14 protein-coding genes are annotated in these 14,853 nt (G+C 29.2%); 5 read left to right on the top strand and 9 right to left on the bottom strand.

Going from position 1 to position 14,853, the window contains the following annotated elements; translation table 11 throughout:
• Positions 1 to 33: 33 nt before the first annotated feature.
• From ACJJVK_RS15615 to tpx, 3 genes are read right to left on the bottom strand one after another with little or no spacing between them, the layout of a single operon-like run.
• The gene (locus ACJJVK_RS15615) at positions 34 to 2,514 is read right to left on the bottom strand and encodes a DNA translocase FtsK 4TM domain-containing protein (RefSeq protein ID WP_405567670.1); all 2,481 of its coding nucleotides are present in this window, start codon (positions 2,512 to 2,514) and stop codon (positions 34 to 36) included.
• Between the two features lie 42 nt (positions 2,515 to 2,556).
• Complete coding sequence (locus tag ACJJVK_RS15610) at positions 2,557 to 2,937, bottom strand: diacylglycerol kinase family protein (RefSeq protein ID WP_215994818.1); 381 nt, start codon at positions 2,935 to 2,937, stop codon at positions 2,557 to 2,559.
• 2 nt (positions 2,938 to 2,939) lie between these two features.
• A complete protein-coding gene (tpx, locus tag ACJJVK_RS15605) occupies positions 2,940 to 3,437 on the bottom strand; it encodes a thiol peroxidase (RefSeq protein ID WP_405567669.1) in 498 nt (165 codons plus the stop codon).
• A gap of 131 nt (positions 3,438 to 3,568) precedes the next feature.
• On the opposite strand from tpx, the gene ACJJVK_RS15600 reads away from it, so the two are divergent.
• Positions 3,569 to 4,963, top strand: coding sequence for an MATE family efflux transporter (locus ACJJVK_RS15600; protein WP_405567667.1), 1,395 nt, complete (start codon positions 3,569 to 3,571; stop codon positions 4,961 to 4,963).
• A gap of 807 nt (positions 4,964 to 5,770) precedes the next feature.
• Here the strand turns inward: ACJJVK_RS15600 and ACJJVK_RS15595 are convergent.
• From ACJJVK_RS15595 to ACJJVK_RS15580, 4 genes are all read right to left on the bottom strand, one after another.
• On the bottom strand, positions 5,771 to 7,378 hold the full coding sequence (locus ACJJVK_RS15595; protein WP_405567664.1) for a 2-oxo acid dehydrogenase subunit E2: 1,608 nt from the start codon (positions 7,376 to 7,378) through the stop codon (positions 5,771 to 5,773).
• 3 nt (positions 7,379 to 7,381) lie between these two features.
• Complete coding sequence (gene pdhA, locus ACJJVK_RS15590; protein ID WP_215994814.1) at positions 7,382 to 8,371, bottom strand: pyruvate dehydrogenase (acetyl-transferring) E1 component subunit alpha; 990 nt, start codon at positions 8,369 to 8,371, stop codon at positions 7,382 to 7,384.
• 135 nt (positions 8,372 to 8,506) lie between these two features.
• Positions 8,507 to 9,178 carry a hypothetical protein gene (locus ACJJVK_RS15585; protein ID WP_215994813.1) on the bottom strand — a complete coding sequence of 224 codons (672 nt, stop codon included), beginning with the start codon at positions 9,176 to 9,178 and terminating at the stop codon, positions 8,507 to 8,509.
• Between the two features lie 77 nt (positions 9,179 to 9,255).
• Positions 9,256 to 9,924: a M15 family metallopeptidase gene (locus ACJJVK_RS15580; RefSeq protein ID WP_405567661.1), complete on the bottom strand. Its 669-nt coding sequence runs from the start codon at positions 9,922 to 9,924 to the stop codon at positions 9,256 to 9,258.
• A gap of 70 nt (positions 9,925 to 9,994) precedes the next feature.
• Here ACJJVK_RS15580 and ACJJVK_RS15575 point away from each other — a divergent pair, with 70 nt between their 5' ends.
• Positions 9,995 to 10,405, top strand: coding sequence for a DUF2721 domain-containing protein (locus tag ACJJVK_RS15575; protein WP_215994811.1), 411 nt, complete (start codon positions 9,995 to 9,997; stop codon positions 10,403 to 10,405).
• A 2-nt stretch (positions 10,406 to 10,407) separates the two neighbouring features.
• Here the strand turns inward: ACJJVK_RS15575 and ACJJVK_RS15570 are convergent, their stop codons facing one another.
• Entirely contained in the window at positions 10,408 to 11,064 is a 657-nt protein-coding gene (locus ACJJVK_RS15570; protein WP_405567657.1) for an HAD family hydrolase, read from the bottom strand.
• 1 nt (position 11,065) lies between these two features.
• Positions 11,066 to 11,482 (bottom strand): thiol-disulfide oxidoreductase DCC family protein, encoded by a 417-nt coding sequence (locus ACJJVK_RS15565; RefSeq protein ID WP_405567654.1) that lies wholly within the window; start codon positions 11,480 to 11,482, stop codon positions 11,066 to 11,068.
• A 180-nt stretch (positions 11,483 to 11,662) separates the two neighbouring features.
• On the opposite strand from ACJJVK_RS15565, the gene ACJJVK_RS15560 reads away from it, so the two are divergent.
• From ACJJVK_RS15560 to ACJJVK_RS15550, 3 genes are read left to right on the top strand one after another with little or no spacing between them, the layout of a single operon-like run.
• Positions 11,663 to 12,355: an ABC transporter ATP-binding protein gene (locus tag ACJJVK_RS15560; RefSeq protein ID WP_405567653.1), complete on the top strand. Its 693-nt coding sequence runs from the start codon at positions 11,663 to 11,665 to the stop codon at positions 12,353 to 12,355.
• A gap of 2 nt (positions 12,356 to 12,357) precedes the next feature.
• Positions 12,358 to 13,590, top strand: a complete 1,233-nt coding sequence (locus ACJJVK_RS15555; RefSeq protein ID WP_405567650.1) for an ABC transporter permease — start codon at positions 12,358 to 12,360, stop codon at positions 13,588 to 13,590.
• A gap of 2 nt (positions 13,591 to 13,592) precedes the next feature.
• Positions 13,593 to 14,837: an ABC transporter permease gene (locus ACJJVK_RS15550; RefSeq protein ID WP_405567648.1), complete on the top strand. Its 1,245-nt coding sequence runs from the start codon at positions 13,593 to 13,595 to the stop codon at positions 14,835 to 14,837.
• The last annotated feature ends 16 nt before the right edge of the window (positions 14,838 to 14,853 follow it).

Here is a 14,853-nt window from a genome sequence, read left to right as displayed (position 1 = left end):
TAAAATTTTGTTGCTCTTATTCTCTCTGAGCCACTATTGATTTTTTTCGTTTTCTAATAATTGTTCTAAAGCTATAAAATCTGGCACTAAAACTTGCCTTGCTTTACTACCTTCAAAGCCACCAACAATACCAGCAGCTTCTAATTGATCTATTAATCTACCAGCTCTGTTGTATCCTAGTTTTAATTTTCTTTGTAACAAAGAAGCAGAACCTTGTTGTGCTGTAACAATAATTTCTGCGGCTTCTTTAAACAATTTATCTCTGTCTGCTATATCAACATCAATACTTGTGCCACTTTCATCATCTACATATTCTGGTAATAAATGAGCTTCAGTGTATGCTTTTTGTGAACCAATAAAATCAGTGATTTTTTCTACTTCTGGTGTATCTACAAAAGCACATTGTATTCTTGTTATGGAGTTTCCATTGGTGTATAATAAATCTCCACGACCAATTAATTGATCTGCTCCACCTGAATCTAAAATGGTTCTAGAATCTATTTTTGATGTAACTCTAAAGGCAATTCTTGCAGGAAAGTTTGCTTTTATAATACCTGTAATTACGTTTACAGATGGTCTTTGAGTGGCTACAATTAAGTGAATACCAATAGCTCTGGCCAATTGTGCTAAACGTGCTATTGGTGTTTCTACTTCTTTACCAGCTGTCATTATTAAATCTGCAAATTCATCAATTACCAAAACAATATATGGTAAAAATTGATGCCCATCATTAGGGTTTAATTTACGCTGCTTAAATTTAGTGTTGTACTCTTTAATATTTCTAACCATTGCAGCTTTTAGTAAATCGTAACGATTATCCATTTCTATACACAAAGAGTTTAATGTGTGTACAACTTTGGTAGTATCTGTAATAATAGCTTCTTCAGAATCTGGAAGTTTTGCTAAATAATGACGTTCAATTTTGTTAAATAAAGTTAATTCTACTTTTTTAGGATCAACCAAAACAAACTTAACTTCTGCAGGATGTTTTTTATATAAGAGTGATGTTAAAACCGCATTTAAACCAACAGATTTTCCTTGTCCTGTTGCACCAGCCATTAATAAGTGAGGCATTTTTGCTAAATCAACAACAAAAGTTTCATTAGAAATAGTTTTACCTAAAGCTATTGGTAATTGCATTTGCGATTCTTGAAATTTCTTAGATGAAATTGCAGAGTGCATAGAAACTATGGTCGATTTTTTATTTGGTACTTCTATACCAATTGTACCTTTACCAGGTATAGGAGCAATAATACGAATACCTAATGCTGATAAAGAAAGAGCAATATCATCTTCTAAGTTTTTAATTTTAGAAATACGAATACCTGCTTCTGGTACAATTTCATATAGTGTAATTGTTGGGCCAACAGTTGCTTTAATTTCTGCAATACCAATTTTGTAGTTTTTTAAAGTTTCTACAATTCTATTTTTATTAGCTTCTAATTCAGCAGGATCTATAGAAATACTTTCATTGTATTGCTTTAGTAAATTAAATGTTGGGAACTTAAAGTTAGAGAGTTCTAAAGTAGGATCGAACTCACCAAAATCTTTTAAAACTTTGTCTGACAAATTTTCTACAGAATGTTCTTCTTCTCTAGCAATAGCTACATCAATTTCTACTTCTTGTAAATTTTCTAAAGTTTCTTCTACCTTTAATTCAGGGGTAATTTCTTTTTCAATTTTTAGCGTAATTTCTTCATTTTTTGATGTAACATCAGAATGATTAGCAATAGTAGGTTTTAAATTTTCTAGTGAAAGTTCAAATTCAGATTTTTCTTCTTTTTTATCAGAAGTTGTGTCTATGTTATTTTCAGATTTGTTTTCTGTTTGTTTTATCTTAGTTTCAGTTGTTTGTACAATTTCAATTTTTGCTTTTTGTTCATTTTCAACTAATAGCTTTGCTTCTCTATCTATCTTATTTTGTTTTACTTTTTCTAAATAAGTATCAATACTTATTTTATAACGTAAAATTAAATACGCTAATAATAAGAAGATTAAAATAATAACTAAACCTGTTTTACCTGTAAATGTCTGTACATAATCGTTAACTTCAAAACCAATTACACCAGATAAAAGTGCATATTTATGATGTAAAAAACCTAATGAAACCGAAAGCCAAAGCATAATAAATAAACCCCAGTTCCAAGAAATAATAATTTTAGAAAGTTTCTTTTTTACTAAAACAGCTATACCTGATAAAAATATTTGAAAAGCAATTAGAAAAGCTGCTAAGCCAAAACCGTCATAAATAAAAAAATGACTTAAACTAGCGCCAATTTTACCTAATAAATTTTTGCTTTTTATGGTTTTATCTGCTAGTTTTCCTATAGCACTTTGGTCTTCTTGCCAACTAAAGAAAAACGAAATAAATGCAATACATAAAAAAAGCGAAAATAAAATTAAGAAAAACCCAAATATAGTTTGAGTTTGTCTTGTTTTTAGAAAAGAAAAAATACTAGATTTTTCTTCTGTTAAAACTGTAGTTTTTTTTACGCTTTGTTTTTTTTTAGCCATTAAAAAATTGGATATTTTTAAGGGGTAAATATACGTATTTGCTTAAAATAATAAAGCTATTTTAGGTACATAAATAAAACCAGCTACAATTAAAGATATTAAAGCAGCAAAACTTGGTGCACCAGCAGCAATATCTTTAATTAAGCCAATTTTTTCATGATAATCTGGGTGAATAAAATCTGCAACTTCTTCAATGGCTGTATTAGCTGCCTCAGCTACTAATACTAAGCCAATTATTATAAATTGCAATGCCCATTCTGTAGTAGAAATGTTAAAATATAATCCCATAATTGTGGCAATAATGGCAAAAAAAAGTTGAGCTTTAATACTATCTTCTGTAGTAATTAAAATCCACATTCCTTTTAAAGCGAACTTTAAGCTTTTAATTCTGCCAACTATAAAACCATCTTTAGGATCTTTCATTATTAAATCGCTTTTAAAGCATTTTCATAGTTTGGCTCATTAACAATTTCTGAAACTTGTTCTGTATAAGATACATTGCCTTTATCATCGATAATAACAATAGCTCTAGAATGTAAGTTTGCTAAAGGACCATTTGCAATTTCTAATTGGTAATCTTTACCAAAATTACCTGTTGCAAAATCAGAAAGCATTACAACATTATCAATACCTTCTGCACCACAAAAACGTGCTTGAGCAAATGGTAAATCTCTAGAAATACATAACACAACTGTATTTTCTAAATCTGCCGCTTTTTTATTAAATTCTCTTACAGAAGTTGCACATGTACCAGTATCTACACTAGGAAAAATATTTAATATGATATTTTTACCAGTAAAATCTGATAAACTTTTTTGAGATAAATCTACTGCTGTTAATTTAAAGTCAGGAGCTTTTGTACCATTTTCTGGTAAATTACCTACTGTATTTATTGCATTTCCTTTTAACGTAATATCTGCCATTATAATTAGTTTTGGTTTTTACCAAAAGTAATATTTTTTATTGAAAAACTTAGCTTAAAACTGTGAAGTTCTCCTTAAAAAAATGAGAATCTTATATGTATCTTCGCAGTCCGATAATCGATTTTTTAAAAGTGAATCTTAAGCAATATACATCAGAATTTAAATACAATTGGAAACTAGCAGCACCTGTAATGTTGGGTATGTTAGGGCATACTTTTGTCGCATTTATAGATAATATTATGGTTGGGCAATTGGGTACTGCAGAATTGGCTGCAGTTTCTTTGGGTAACAGTTTTATGTTTATTGCAATGTCTATTGGTATTGGTTTTTCTACAGCAATTACACCTTTAATTGCAGAAGCAGATTCTTCTGATAATTTAGAACAAGCCAGATCTACATTTAAAAACGGGTTATTTTTATGTACTTCTTTAGGTATTTTATTGTTCTTAATGGTGTTTTTTGCAAAACCTTTAATGCATCTAATGCAGCAGCCCAAAGAAGTTGTAGAGTTGGCAATTCCGTATTTAGATTTAGTTGCTTTTTCATTAATTCCGTTAATTATTTTTCAGGCAATTAAGCAGTTTAGTGATGGTATGTCTATGACCAAGTACCCAATGTATGCTACTTTAATTGCCAATATTGTAAACATTGTACTAAACTATCTATTTATCTTTGGTAAGTTTGGTTTTCCAGAATTAGGTATTGTTGGTGCTGCTTATGGTACATTGGCTTCTAGAATTATTATGGTAATTTATTTATGGCTTTTATTAAAAAATAAAGCACGTTCCAAACGAATTGTTAGTAATTTAAAATTCTTTGTTTTAGATATTTTGATGATAAAAAAAATCATCAACTTAGGATCTTTAAGTGCAATGCAAATGTTTTTTGAAGTGGCTATTTTTACTGCTGCAATTTGGTTAAGTGGTTTATTAGGTAAAAATCCACAAGCTGCAAATCAAATTGCCTTAAATTTATCTTCTATGACATTTATGGTTGCAATGGGTTTAAGTGTTGCTTCTATGATTAGAGTTGGAAATCAAAAAGGATTACAAAATTTTAAAGAATTACGTAGAATTGCATTCTCAATTTTTCTTTTAGGACTAATTTTAGCGACCATTTTTGCAGTTTTGTTTTTCTTGTTTCATAAAATAATGCCTACCATTTATGTAGATTTAGATGATAAAGTAAATTTTGTAGATAATATGGAAGTAATAACAATTGCCTCTAAACTTTTAATTGCAGCTGCATTTTTTCAAATATCTGATAGCATTCAAGTAGTCGTTTTAGGAGCTTTACGTGGTCTACAAGATGTTAAAATACCAACCCTCTTAACTTTTATTTCTTATTGGTGTGTAGGTTTTCCTGTTTCTTACTTTTTAGGGTCAGAAGATAGATATGGAAGTTTTGGTATTTGGTTAGGCTTACTTGCAGGTTTATCAACAGCTTCAGTATTATTATTTATCAGATTTAATCGATTAACATTAAGATTGATAAAAGAAAAGGAAGCTGTTGTAGTAGCTAATTAGTTCTTTTTAATTGCTTAATTTAATGTAAGATTTATTTTCTATCATAATCCTTTCTTATTGATAATCTTTGTGAAAAATAAAGTCCATTTGGTAATATAATATCATAAAATTATCAGACTGTTTTTAGTTATAATTTTTTCCGCTGATTTAAAAATGTTACTTTTTCTAAATTGGTGAAAATATGTTTAAATTTTGACTTCTGTTTTTTTATATTTTTTAAATGAGTAATATATAAAACTAGAGTTATCCTTTATGATTTAGACTTTTATTTGAAATTAGTTACATAATAATCAAAAATATTCTGGATAAGAAGACCAAATAAATTGACTTTTTTTAATGATTTTTCAAGGAGTTTCATGATAAATTGTTTGTACTGACTCAAGAAAATAATTACTCATTGGTTTTCTAATAAAGCACTATTTTACTGATAAATATTTTCTCTGGCACCATATTCAATAATGATTAATCCAATATTTGGGTATTTTATTGTGATTCATCAAACAATTTTTACATATCAGTATATTAGCTATAATACTAAACATAATATTTATTTTATGCTTGTATGATAAAACTATTATTAAAATTACAAACAGTTAATATTTGTAGAATTAGTTAATTTTTATAAACTTTTAGTTTATACATTTTGTTTGAAGATTATGTTTTAAATCGATCTTCTTCAAATTTAATTTAAAGCTTAAATTTTTATGTTTTTTTCTTATTTATAACTTGACTTTGATGTTTTGTGGTACAAAAAAAACCTAAACAATTAAGTTTAGGTTTTTATAAATTATAAATGTTTTACAGAAACTATGCTAACATTGTAACAGGGTTTTCTATAAACGTTTTTAAAGTTTGTAAAAACTGAGCACCAACAGCACCATCAACAGTTCTGTGATCGCAAGTTAAAGTTAAATTCATTGTGTTACCAACAACAATTTGCCCATCTTTAACAACAGGTTTTTGGACTATTGCACCAACAGATAAAATTGCTGAATTAGGTTGATTAATAATAGAATTAAAATTCTGAATACCAAACATCCCTAAATTAGAAACAGTAAAAGTACTTCCTTGCATTTCTGCAGGAGCTAATTTTTTATTTCTTGCTTTACCAGCTAAATCTCTTACACCAGCCCCAATTTGAGTTAAACTTAAAGAGTCTGTATGTTTAATAACTGGTACTAATAAACCATCATCTACAGCAACAGCAACACCAACGTGTATATGACTGTGATAAATTGTATTAGCATCTGACCAAGAAGTATTTACTTGTGGATGTTTTTTTAATGCCATTGCACAGGCTTTAACAACCATATCATTAAATGATACTTTTACATCTGGAATTGCATTGATTGTTTTACGAGAAGCCATTGCATTGTCCATATCAACCTCAATATTTAAACTGAAATCAGGAGCAGTAAATTTAGAGTTACCTAAAGATTTTGCAATTGCTTTACGCATTTGAGAATTTTTAACTTCCTCAGATTTTTCTTCACCAGCAGCAATAAATGTTGTTGTTGCAGCACTAGCTTCTACTTTAGCTGCAGGAGTAAAGTTTTCTACATCTTTTTTAATGATTCTACCATTCTCTCCAGAGCCAGAAATATCAGCAAGATTAAAACCTTTATCAGCAGCAATTTTCTTTGCTAATGGAGATGCAAACACACGACCATTAGAAGTACTAGTAGTTGTTGTAGGTTTTGCTTCTTCTACTTTAGCAGCAGGTTTTTCTGCTTTCTTTTCTTCAGTTTTTGGAGCAGATTTTTCTGCAGCAGCAGGAGTGTTACCACCACTAGCTATAATTGCTGAAACATCAGTTCCTTCTGGTCCAATTATTGTAAGTAAACTATCTACAGGAGCAGTTTCACCTTCTTGAACACCAATGTGTAAGATTGTTCCTTCATAGAAACATTCAAATTCCATAGTTGCTTTATCAGTTTCAATTTCTGCTAAAATATCACCTTCTTCAACTTTATCTCCAACTTTCTTTAACCAAGAAGCTACTGTACCATCTGTCATTGTATCACTTAAACGAGGCATAGCAATTACATTGACACCTTCAGGAACAGCAACATTATCTGTAGTTGAAGCTTCAGAAGTAGTTTCTTCCTTTGTTTCTTCTACTTTATCTTCTTTTGCTGGTTCTGCTTCACCATTTAAAAGAGCAGAGATATCTTCACCTTCTTCACCAATAATGGCTAAAAGTTTATCGACAGGAGAAGTTTCACCTTCCTGAATACCAATATGTAGTAGAGTACCTTCATAGAAAGACTCAAATTCCATTGTAGCTTTATCAGTTTCTATTTCTGCTAAAATATCACCTTCTTCGACTTTATCTCCAACCTTCTTTAACCATTGTGCCACAACACCTTCTTCCATGGTGTCACTTAAACGCGGCATATTTATTACTGTAGCCATATCTTAACTTATAAAAGGATAATCTTCTTGTTCATAAACCATATCATATAACTGTTGAGTTTCTGGATATGGAGATTCTTCTGCGAACTTTTCGCATTCTTTTACTCTACTTTTTACTTCTTTATCAATTACAGAAATTTCTTCTTCTGTTGCATAACCTTTTTCTAAGATAATATCTTTTACTTGAGTTATAGGATCAATTTTTTTATACTCTTCTACTTCGTCTTTTGTTCTGTAGTGTTGAGCATCAGACATTGAGTGACCTCTGTATCTGTAAGTTTTCATTTCTAAGAAAGTTGGTCCATCACCACGTCTTGCTCTTTGAATAGCTTCATCAACAGCTTCTGCAACTTTAATTGGGTTCATTGCATCTACAGGTCCACAAGGCATTTCATAACCTAAACCAAGTTTCCAAATATCTGTATGATTTGCAGTTCTATCAACAGAAGTACCCATTGCATAACCGTTATTTTCAACAATAAAAATTACTGGTAACTTCCATAACATAGCCATATTAAAAGCTTCGTGTAGAGAACCTTGTCTTGCAGCACCATCACCAAAACAAGTTAAAGTAACACCATCACTACCTTTATATTTGTCTCCAAAAGCAATTCCTGCTCCTAAAGGTATTTGACCACCAACAATTCCATGACCACCATAAAAACCAAATTCTTTAGAGAAAATGTGCATAGAACCACCCATACCTTTAGAGGTACCTGTAGCTTTACCATACAATTCAGCCATAACACGTTTAGGGTCTTCTCCCATACCAATTGGTTGTACGTGGTTTCTGTAAGCGGTAATCATCTTATCTTTTGATAAATCCATTGCATGTAATGCTCCTGCTAAAATAGCTTCCTGTCCATTATACAGGTGTAAGAATCCTCTTACTTTTTGCTGAATGTAAACAGATGCTAACTTGTCTTCGAACTTACGCCAGAAAAGCATGTCTTTGTACCAATCTAAATAGGTTTGTTTGGTGATTTTTTTCATTCTTTAGTGTTTGTTGTTATTTTTTGTTAGATTATAAACTTACGTAAATAATCTTAATGACAAAAATAATGGTTTTATAAAGAATAAAAAAACTTGTGTTTTAAAATTTACAGCAAAAAACTAAAGAAATATAGATTATTTGTCTTTTGCTATAACTAAAGTTGCTTTAGCACCTGTAGCTAAATTCCATTCGTTAGATGAAATTAGCATACCAGCATCATTATAAACCTTAAAAGCAGCTGTATTTGGTCCTGAAGAACCTTGGTTTAATGCTTTAAATGCAATTTTATTAATACCTACGTTTAATGGAATATTAAATTTTTGATAACTTGTTTTTAAAAGTATGTTGTAAATTAATGGAACATCGTTTACAAAAATAGTAACTCTATCTCCATCAGGATATTGGAAATCTCTACAAATAATATTTACACTTTTAGAACTAGTTCTAAAACTACCTAAATCTTGGTCTATTTTTGGTATTATATATTTACCGTTAATTTTTTGGAAAGATTTTAAAAAGCGTTGCTCGTTTAATTTTGCTTGAGAAAGAATTCCTTTATTTTTTAAATTGTCTTTTTTTTGTTCTTTTTTTAGCTTTTCTTTTTCTGCATCATAAGCTTTTTGAAAACCTTCTGTTCCATTTATTTCGATAGATTTTGGTTTATTTATTTCTTTAGAGTTTTTTAAAACAATAGATTTAGTTTTACCTTTTTCTTCAGTACCTTTATTTGTGTCTAATTGAGCAGCTATTTTTGTAGTAAAACATACACAAAAAATAATCGTTAAATATTTTAAAATTAGTTTCATATTTTTAAATTTCTGGCAAGAATAACACAAATATAATGCCGATTTTTTTTGAAGCTGTTTCAGTTTTGTTAAAATTGTTATTGAATAGGAAAATTAAAGTACGTTTTAGGAAAAGGTTCATTTTTTAAGGTAAAATGCCACCATTCATGATCGTAAGGTTTAAAACCATTAGCTAGCATAACTTTTCTTAATAGCATTCTGTTTTCTTTTTGTTTTTTTGTGATATTTGTATAGAAAGGATGAGATTCAATACCAAAAAAATCAAATGGACTTCCCATATCTAATTCTTCACCTGTTTTTTTATCAACAATAGTTAAATCTGTTGTACTACCTCTTGTATGTCCAGATTTTGATGCGATATAACCCAAATTAAATAATTGTGATTTTGGTACTTTAGGATAATATTGCTGTTTCATTAAAGTATCATTCAAAACCTTTGCCCATCTTACAAAATGATCTACAGCTTGTTGTGGTCTGTAAGCGTCAAAAATTTTAAGACTTAAACCTTTTTTGTTTAAAATAGTCTGCACTTTTTTTAAAGCTTCTGCAGTTTCTTTACTAACAATAACGCAATTGTTTATATAGCCATCAATAGGTTTACCTATAAAGTTATTGTTACTTAAATAGCGTAATTCTTTTTGAATACTGGCATCAACATCAGCTAAATATACAAAGCCTTTTGGTAGTTTTTGTGCACTTAAAGTAAAATTGAAACTTAGAATTATTATTAAAAGAAATTTTTTCATATTTCAAAAATAGAGAAAAATTTAAAGCTTATCTTATAATAGAAATTATTCTTTATTTTTGATGTTATATATGGAACAACTAACATTAACTACACCTGCATTATTGTTTTCGGCAATCTCATTAATAATGCTTGCTTATACAAATCGTTTTTTGGCTTATGCATCTGTCATTAGAAGTTTACATGATAGATATTTAGAAAAAAAAGATGATTCTTTGCTAAGGCAAATTAAAAATTTAAAAACAAGATTAAATTTAACAAGGTATATGCAAATTTTCGGCATTACAAGTTTGTTATTCTGTGTATTAACAATGTTTTTAATTTACATTGGTTTTTATACCATTGCTGTTTGGGCTTTTGGTATTGGTTTAATTCTGTTACTTATTTCTTTAGCTTTGCTGATAAAAGAAATTCAGATTTCTGCTAAGGCATTGCAACACCATATAAATGATATTGAAGAATATTTAGGTGAAAAAAAATAAAGTTACAAAAGAGCTTTTAAAGTATTAAAGTCATCAATAACAAAATCAGCATTTTTTAAAGATTGATCTGCAACCATAGGGTTTTTAAATCCGAAGACGAAAATATCAGCATCATTTGCGGCTTTAATTCCGTTATCAGAATCTTCAATAACAATACAGTTTTCTTTAGGTGTTTTTCCTAAAATTGCTGCTTTTTCAAAGATTTCTGGATGTGGTTTAGATTCAGTTAAATCTGCACCACTAATTTTAGCGTTAAAATAAGAGTTTAAATTGAAACGATTAAAAACTCTATCAATATTTACCATAGCAGAAGAAGAGGCTAAAACTAAAGTTAACCCTTTATTGTAACAATGTTTTATAAGTTCTTCTACACCTTTTACTAAATGTAAAGTTGGGTCGTTTTCAAAGAAATTTACGTATCTTTTTCTTTTATCTATTACTAAATCTTCTGGCTTTAAATCTAAATTATAATGCGCTATTAATCTCTGAAAAGTATTTATTGTTGATGATCCTGTGAGCGTTTTATAAAGTTCTGGAGATACATCAACTCCAATAGAAGTAAATGTTTCATAATATGCTTTTTTATGGATTTCTTCTGAGTCAATGATTACTCCATCCATATCAAAAATAACGCATTTAATTTCTTTTGGTATTATCATTTTAATTTAAAAATTTAGCTTTTAATTCTATGGTTGGTATCAAACAGCTTTCTTTTTTGCCAAACCATTTGTATCTGTTTTTTGCAATAAAATCGTAAATGAAATTTCTGAAAGACTCAGGAAAAAGAAAACCTAATTGGGTTATTTTCCAAATTCCACCAAAATCGTTCATTATATTTAAAGCGGCTGTAGATTTTATATCATAAGAAATGCCAGGTTCGTATAAGATAATTGAATCAACTTTTTGAGTATCTATATTTAATTGACTTGTAATTTTTTTGCCTGTTTCAGATTGTAAAGCAGTAAAAATAAAAGTATTTTTCTTATCGTATTTTATTACTTTTAAAACGGAATTATTGCACAGATTGCAAACACCATCAAAAAGAATTAATTTTTTATTTAAAGGAATATCAACCATAAAATCAGTTTACAAAGTAAAAAAACAAAATTACTTTAACTTTTTTTAAAAAACCTTGTAACATTTTTTTAATTCTAACGTCTTATGTTTGTATTGTTAATTTGCAATAGCTTTTAACATAATATTAATAAAGGCTATCATTAGCATTCAATACTTTAGTAGTTAAATTAACCAAACCAAATGATTAGAATAGAAAAACTACACAAATCTTATCCGATAGGAAAAGATTCTTTGCACGTACTTAAAGGAATTGATTTACACATAAAAGAAGGCGAGTTTGTTTCTATTATGGGTTCTTCTGGTTCAGGAAAATCTACATTATTAAATATTGTTGGTTTATTAGATATTCATGACGAAGGTGATTATTATTTAAATGGTCAGCTTATTAAGGATATGAATGAGAAAAAAGCCGCTCTTTTAAGAAACAAATTCTTAGGATTTATTTTTCAATCTTTTAACCTTATCTCATACAAAACAGCATTAGAAAATGTTGCTTTACCTTTGTATTATAAAGGTATGAATAGAAAAGATCGTTTAAAAATTGCTTTAGATTATTTAGAAAAAGTAGGTTTAAAAGATTGGGCAAACCATTTACCAAACGAGCTTTCTGGAGGGCAAAAACAACGTGTTGCCATTGCAAGAGCTTTAGTAACCAAACCAAAAGTAGTTTTAGCAGATGAGCCAACTGGAGCATTAGATTCTACAACTACAGATTCTGTAATGGACTTGTTAAAAGACATTAATGATGAAGGAATGACGGTTTTTGTAATTACACACGAAGAAGAAGTTGCAGAACAAACCAAAAGAATTGTACGTTTAAAAGATGGTCTTATAATTAGTGATGAATTAACCAAAGCGTCTAAAGCAGTATAATTATGTTTGATTTAGACAGATGGAGAGAAATTTTTCAAAGTATCAATAAAAACAGATTACGTTCTGTAATGTCTGGTTTTACTGTAGCTTTTGCCATTTTATTATTCACTCTGCTTTTTGGTATAGTTAGTGGTTTAAGTAACACTTTTAAAGGTGCTTTTGCAGATGATGCTCAAAATGCAATGTTTGTTCGTGTTTGGAAAACATCAAAACCTTATAAAGGATTACAAACTGGTAGAAGAGTTCAATTAAAGAACGATGATTATGATTTTGTAAAAGATGAATTTGGCGACAAATTACAATATCAATCTGCAAGAATATATAAAAACTTTGTATTAAAATATAAAAATAACGCTGATAATTACAGTGTTATGGCTATACATCCTGATCATCAATTTTTAGAGAAAACTATTATTGATGAAGGTAGGTATGTAAATGAAAGAGATATTAAAGAAAAATCTAAAGTAATTGTTATTGGTAGATTGTTAAAAGAAGATCTATTTGGAGAAAGACCTGCTTTAGGAAAACGTTTAAATGTAAACGGAAGTTCATATTTAATTATTGGTATTTTTTCTGATGAAGGAGGAGATAATGAAGAAAGAAAAGCATTTATACCTTTAACCACAGCACAAATGATTTACGGTAATAACGACTATATTAGTCAAATGGCATTGGGTTATGACCCAAACTTAAGCTTAGATGCTGCAGTTGCTTTTGGTAATAAAATGGAGCGTGATTTACGTAAAAAATTAAGTATTCATCCAGATGATCAAAGTGCACTTTCTGTTAGAAATATGGCAGAAGCAAATAAAGGCGTTGGTCAATTTATGGGTGCTTTATATGCAATTGTAATTTTAATTGGTTCTGGTACTTTAGTTGCAGGTATTATAGGTATTTCTAACATTATGATTTTTGTAATAAAAGAGAGAACCAAAGAATTTGGGATAAGAAAAGCATTAGGTGCAAAACCATCATCTATTGTAGGTATGGTTGTTCAAGAATCTGTTTTAATTACAACAATTGCTGGTTATTTAGGCTTGTCTTTAGGTACCTATATATTGTCTTTAATTGGTGATAGTTTAGAAGATGACTACTTTATTAAAGACCCAAGTGTAAGTCCTGGTATTGTAATAGGAGCAACAATTATTTTAGTACTATCAGGATTAATTGCAGGTTATGTGCCAGCAAAAAGAGCAGCAAATATTAAACCAATTGTAGCATTAAGAGCAGACTAATTATGAAGTTTTTATTTGATTCAGATACTTGGCAAGAAATTTACGGAAGCATTCGTAAAAACAAAATGAGAACCGTAATTACAATTATTGGTGTGCTTTGGGGTATTTTTCTTTTAGTTGTGCTTTTAGGTGCAGCAAGAGGAATGGAAAATGGTTTTAATAAACTGTTTGGTAACTTTGCAACTAATAGTGTTTTTGTTTGGACACAGTCTACAGATACACCTTTTAAAGGTTTTCAAGAAGGTAGAAGATTTCGTTTAACAATGAATGATATTGAAGTTTTAAAATCAGAATTTTCAGATGAAATTCAATTATTAGCACCCAGAAATCAAACTAATAATTTACTTGTACACAATTTTAAATCTGGTGATTTTAGAGTTAGTGGAGATTATCCTGTTTTAGATCAAATCCAAAAAAAACAATTGATATTTGGACGCTTTTTAAATGGAAATGATATCCTTTTAAATTCAAAAGTAACTGTTATATCCGAAGATATGTACAAACAATTGTTTGATAAAGGAGAAATGCCAATAGGAGAGTACATTAAAATAAACAGTATAAATTATAAAGTTATTGGGGTTTATAAACCATCAAATACTATAGATTTTGATGGTGACACAGCATACATACCTTTTACAACATTTAGAAAAGTATATAACACTGCTAATAAAGTAGATTGGATGATGATTACTGCTCATGAAGGTACAGATATTGAGCAAATGGAAACTGATATTCTTTTAACTTTAAAAGGTTTACATAAAGTACATCCAGAAGATAAAAGAGCATTTGGTAGTGTTAATTTGGGTAAAGAAATAGGTAAAGTAACTGGTTTTTTAACAGGTATGCAGTTTTTAACTTGGTTTGTAGGTATTGCAACTTTAATTGCTGGGGTTTTTGCAATTGGTAACATCCTTTTAATAACAGTAAAAGAACGTACAAAAGAAATCGGAATTCGACGTGCTTTGGGTGCAACACCAAAAAGTATTCGTCAGCAAATAATATTAGAATCAGTTTTTCTAACAACAATAGCTGGTATGTTAGGTATTGTATTTGGTGGTTTTATTTTATTTTTAATAGATAACTTTTTAGGGCAAGGAGATGATGCCATATTAATAAACCCAACAGTAAACATACCAATTATATTTATAGCATTTGCCACATTAATTGTATTAGGTACTATGATAGGCTTAATACCTGCACATATGGCAACAGTAGTAAAACCAATAGAAGCATTAAGAGAAGAATAAAAAAAATCAATTAACT

Source organism: Polaribacter sp. Asnod6-C07, assembly GCF_045063625.1.
Taxonomy (GTDB): Bacteria; Bacteroidota; Bacteroidia; order Flavobacteriales; family Flavobacteriaceae; genus Polaribacter; species Polaribacter vadi_A.
Note: the sequence above shows the minus strand (reverse complement) of the source record. Positions and strands in the feature narration are given on the sequence as shown.

What these genes read in the sequence shown, in the direction of transcription:
- pdhA (WP_215994814.1), bottom strand. Translation starts at nt 8,371, where the DNA reads ATGAAAAAAATCACCAAACAAACCTATTTAGATTGGTACAAAGACATG.
- ACJJVK_RS15575 (WP_215994811.1), top strand. Translation starts at nt 9,995, where the DNA reads ATGGAACAACTAACATTAACTACACCTGCATTATTGTTTTCGGCAATC.
- ACJJVK_RS15555 (WP_405567650.1), top strand. Translation starts at nt 12,358, where the DNA reads ATGTTTGATTTAGACAGATGGAGAGAAATTTTTCAAAGTATCAATAAA.
- ACJJVK_RS15580 (WP_405567661.1), bottom strand. Translation starts at nt 9,924, where the DNA reads ATGAAAAAATTTCTTTTAATAATAATTCTAAGTTTCAATTTTACTTTA.
- ACJJVK_RS15585 (WP_215994813.1), bottom strand. Translation starts at nt 9,178, where the DNA reads ATGAAACTAATTTTAAAATATTTAACGATTATTTTTTGTGTATGTTTT.
- ACJJVK_RS15615 (WP_405567670.1), bottom strand. Translation starts at nt 2,514, where the DNA reads ATGGCTAAAAAAAAACAAAGCGTAAAAAAAACTACAGTTTTAACAGAA.
- ACJJVK_RS15570 (WP_405567657.1), bottom strand. Translation starts at nt 11,064, where the DNA reads ATGATAATACCAAAAGAAATTAAATGCGTTATTTTTGATATGGATGGA.
- ACJJVK_RS15560 (WP_405567653.1), top strand. Translation starts at nt 11,663, where the DNA reads ATGATTAGAATAGAAAAACTACACAAATCTTATCCGATAGGAAAAGAT.
- ACJJVK_RS15550 (WP_405567648.1), top strand. Translation starts at nt 13,593, where the DNA reads ATGAAGTTTTTATTTGATTCAGATACTTGGCAAGAAATTTACGGAAGC.
- ACJJVK_RS15595 (WP_405567664.1), bottom strand. Translation starts at nt 7,378, where the DNA reads ATGGCTACAGTAATAAATATGCCGCGTTTAAGTGACACCATGGAAGAA.
- ACJJVK_RS15565 (WP_405567654.1), bottom strand. Translation starts at nt 11,482, where the DNA reads ATGGTTGATATTCCTTTAAATAAAAAATTAATTCTTTTTGATGGTGTT.
- ACJJVK_RS15610 (WP_215994818.1), bottom strand. Translation starts at nt 2,937, where the DNA reads ATGAAAGATCCTAAAGATGGTTTTATAGTTGGCAGAATTAAAAGCTTA.
- tpx (WP_405567669.1), bottom strand. Translation starts at nt 3,437, where the DNA reads ATGGCAGATATTACGTTAAAAGGAAATGCAATAAATACAGTAGGTAAT.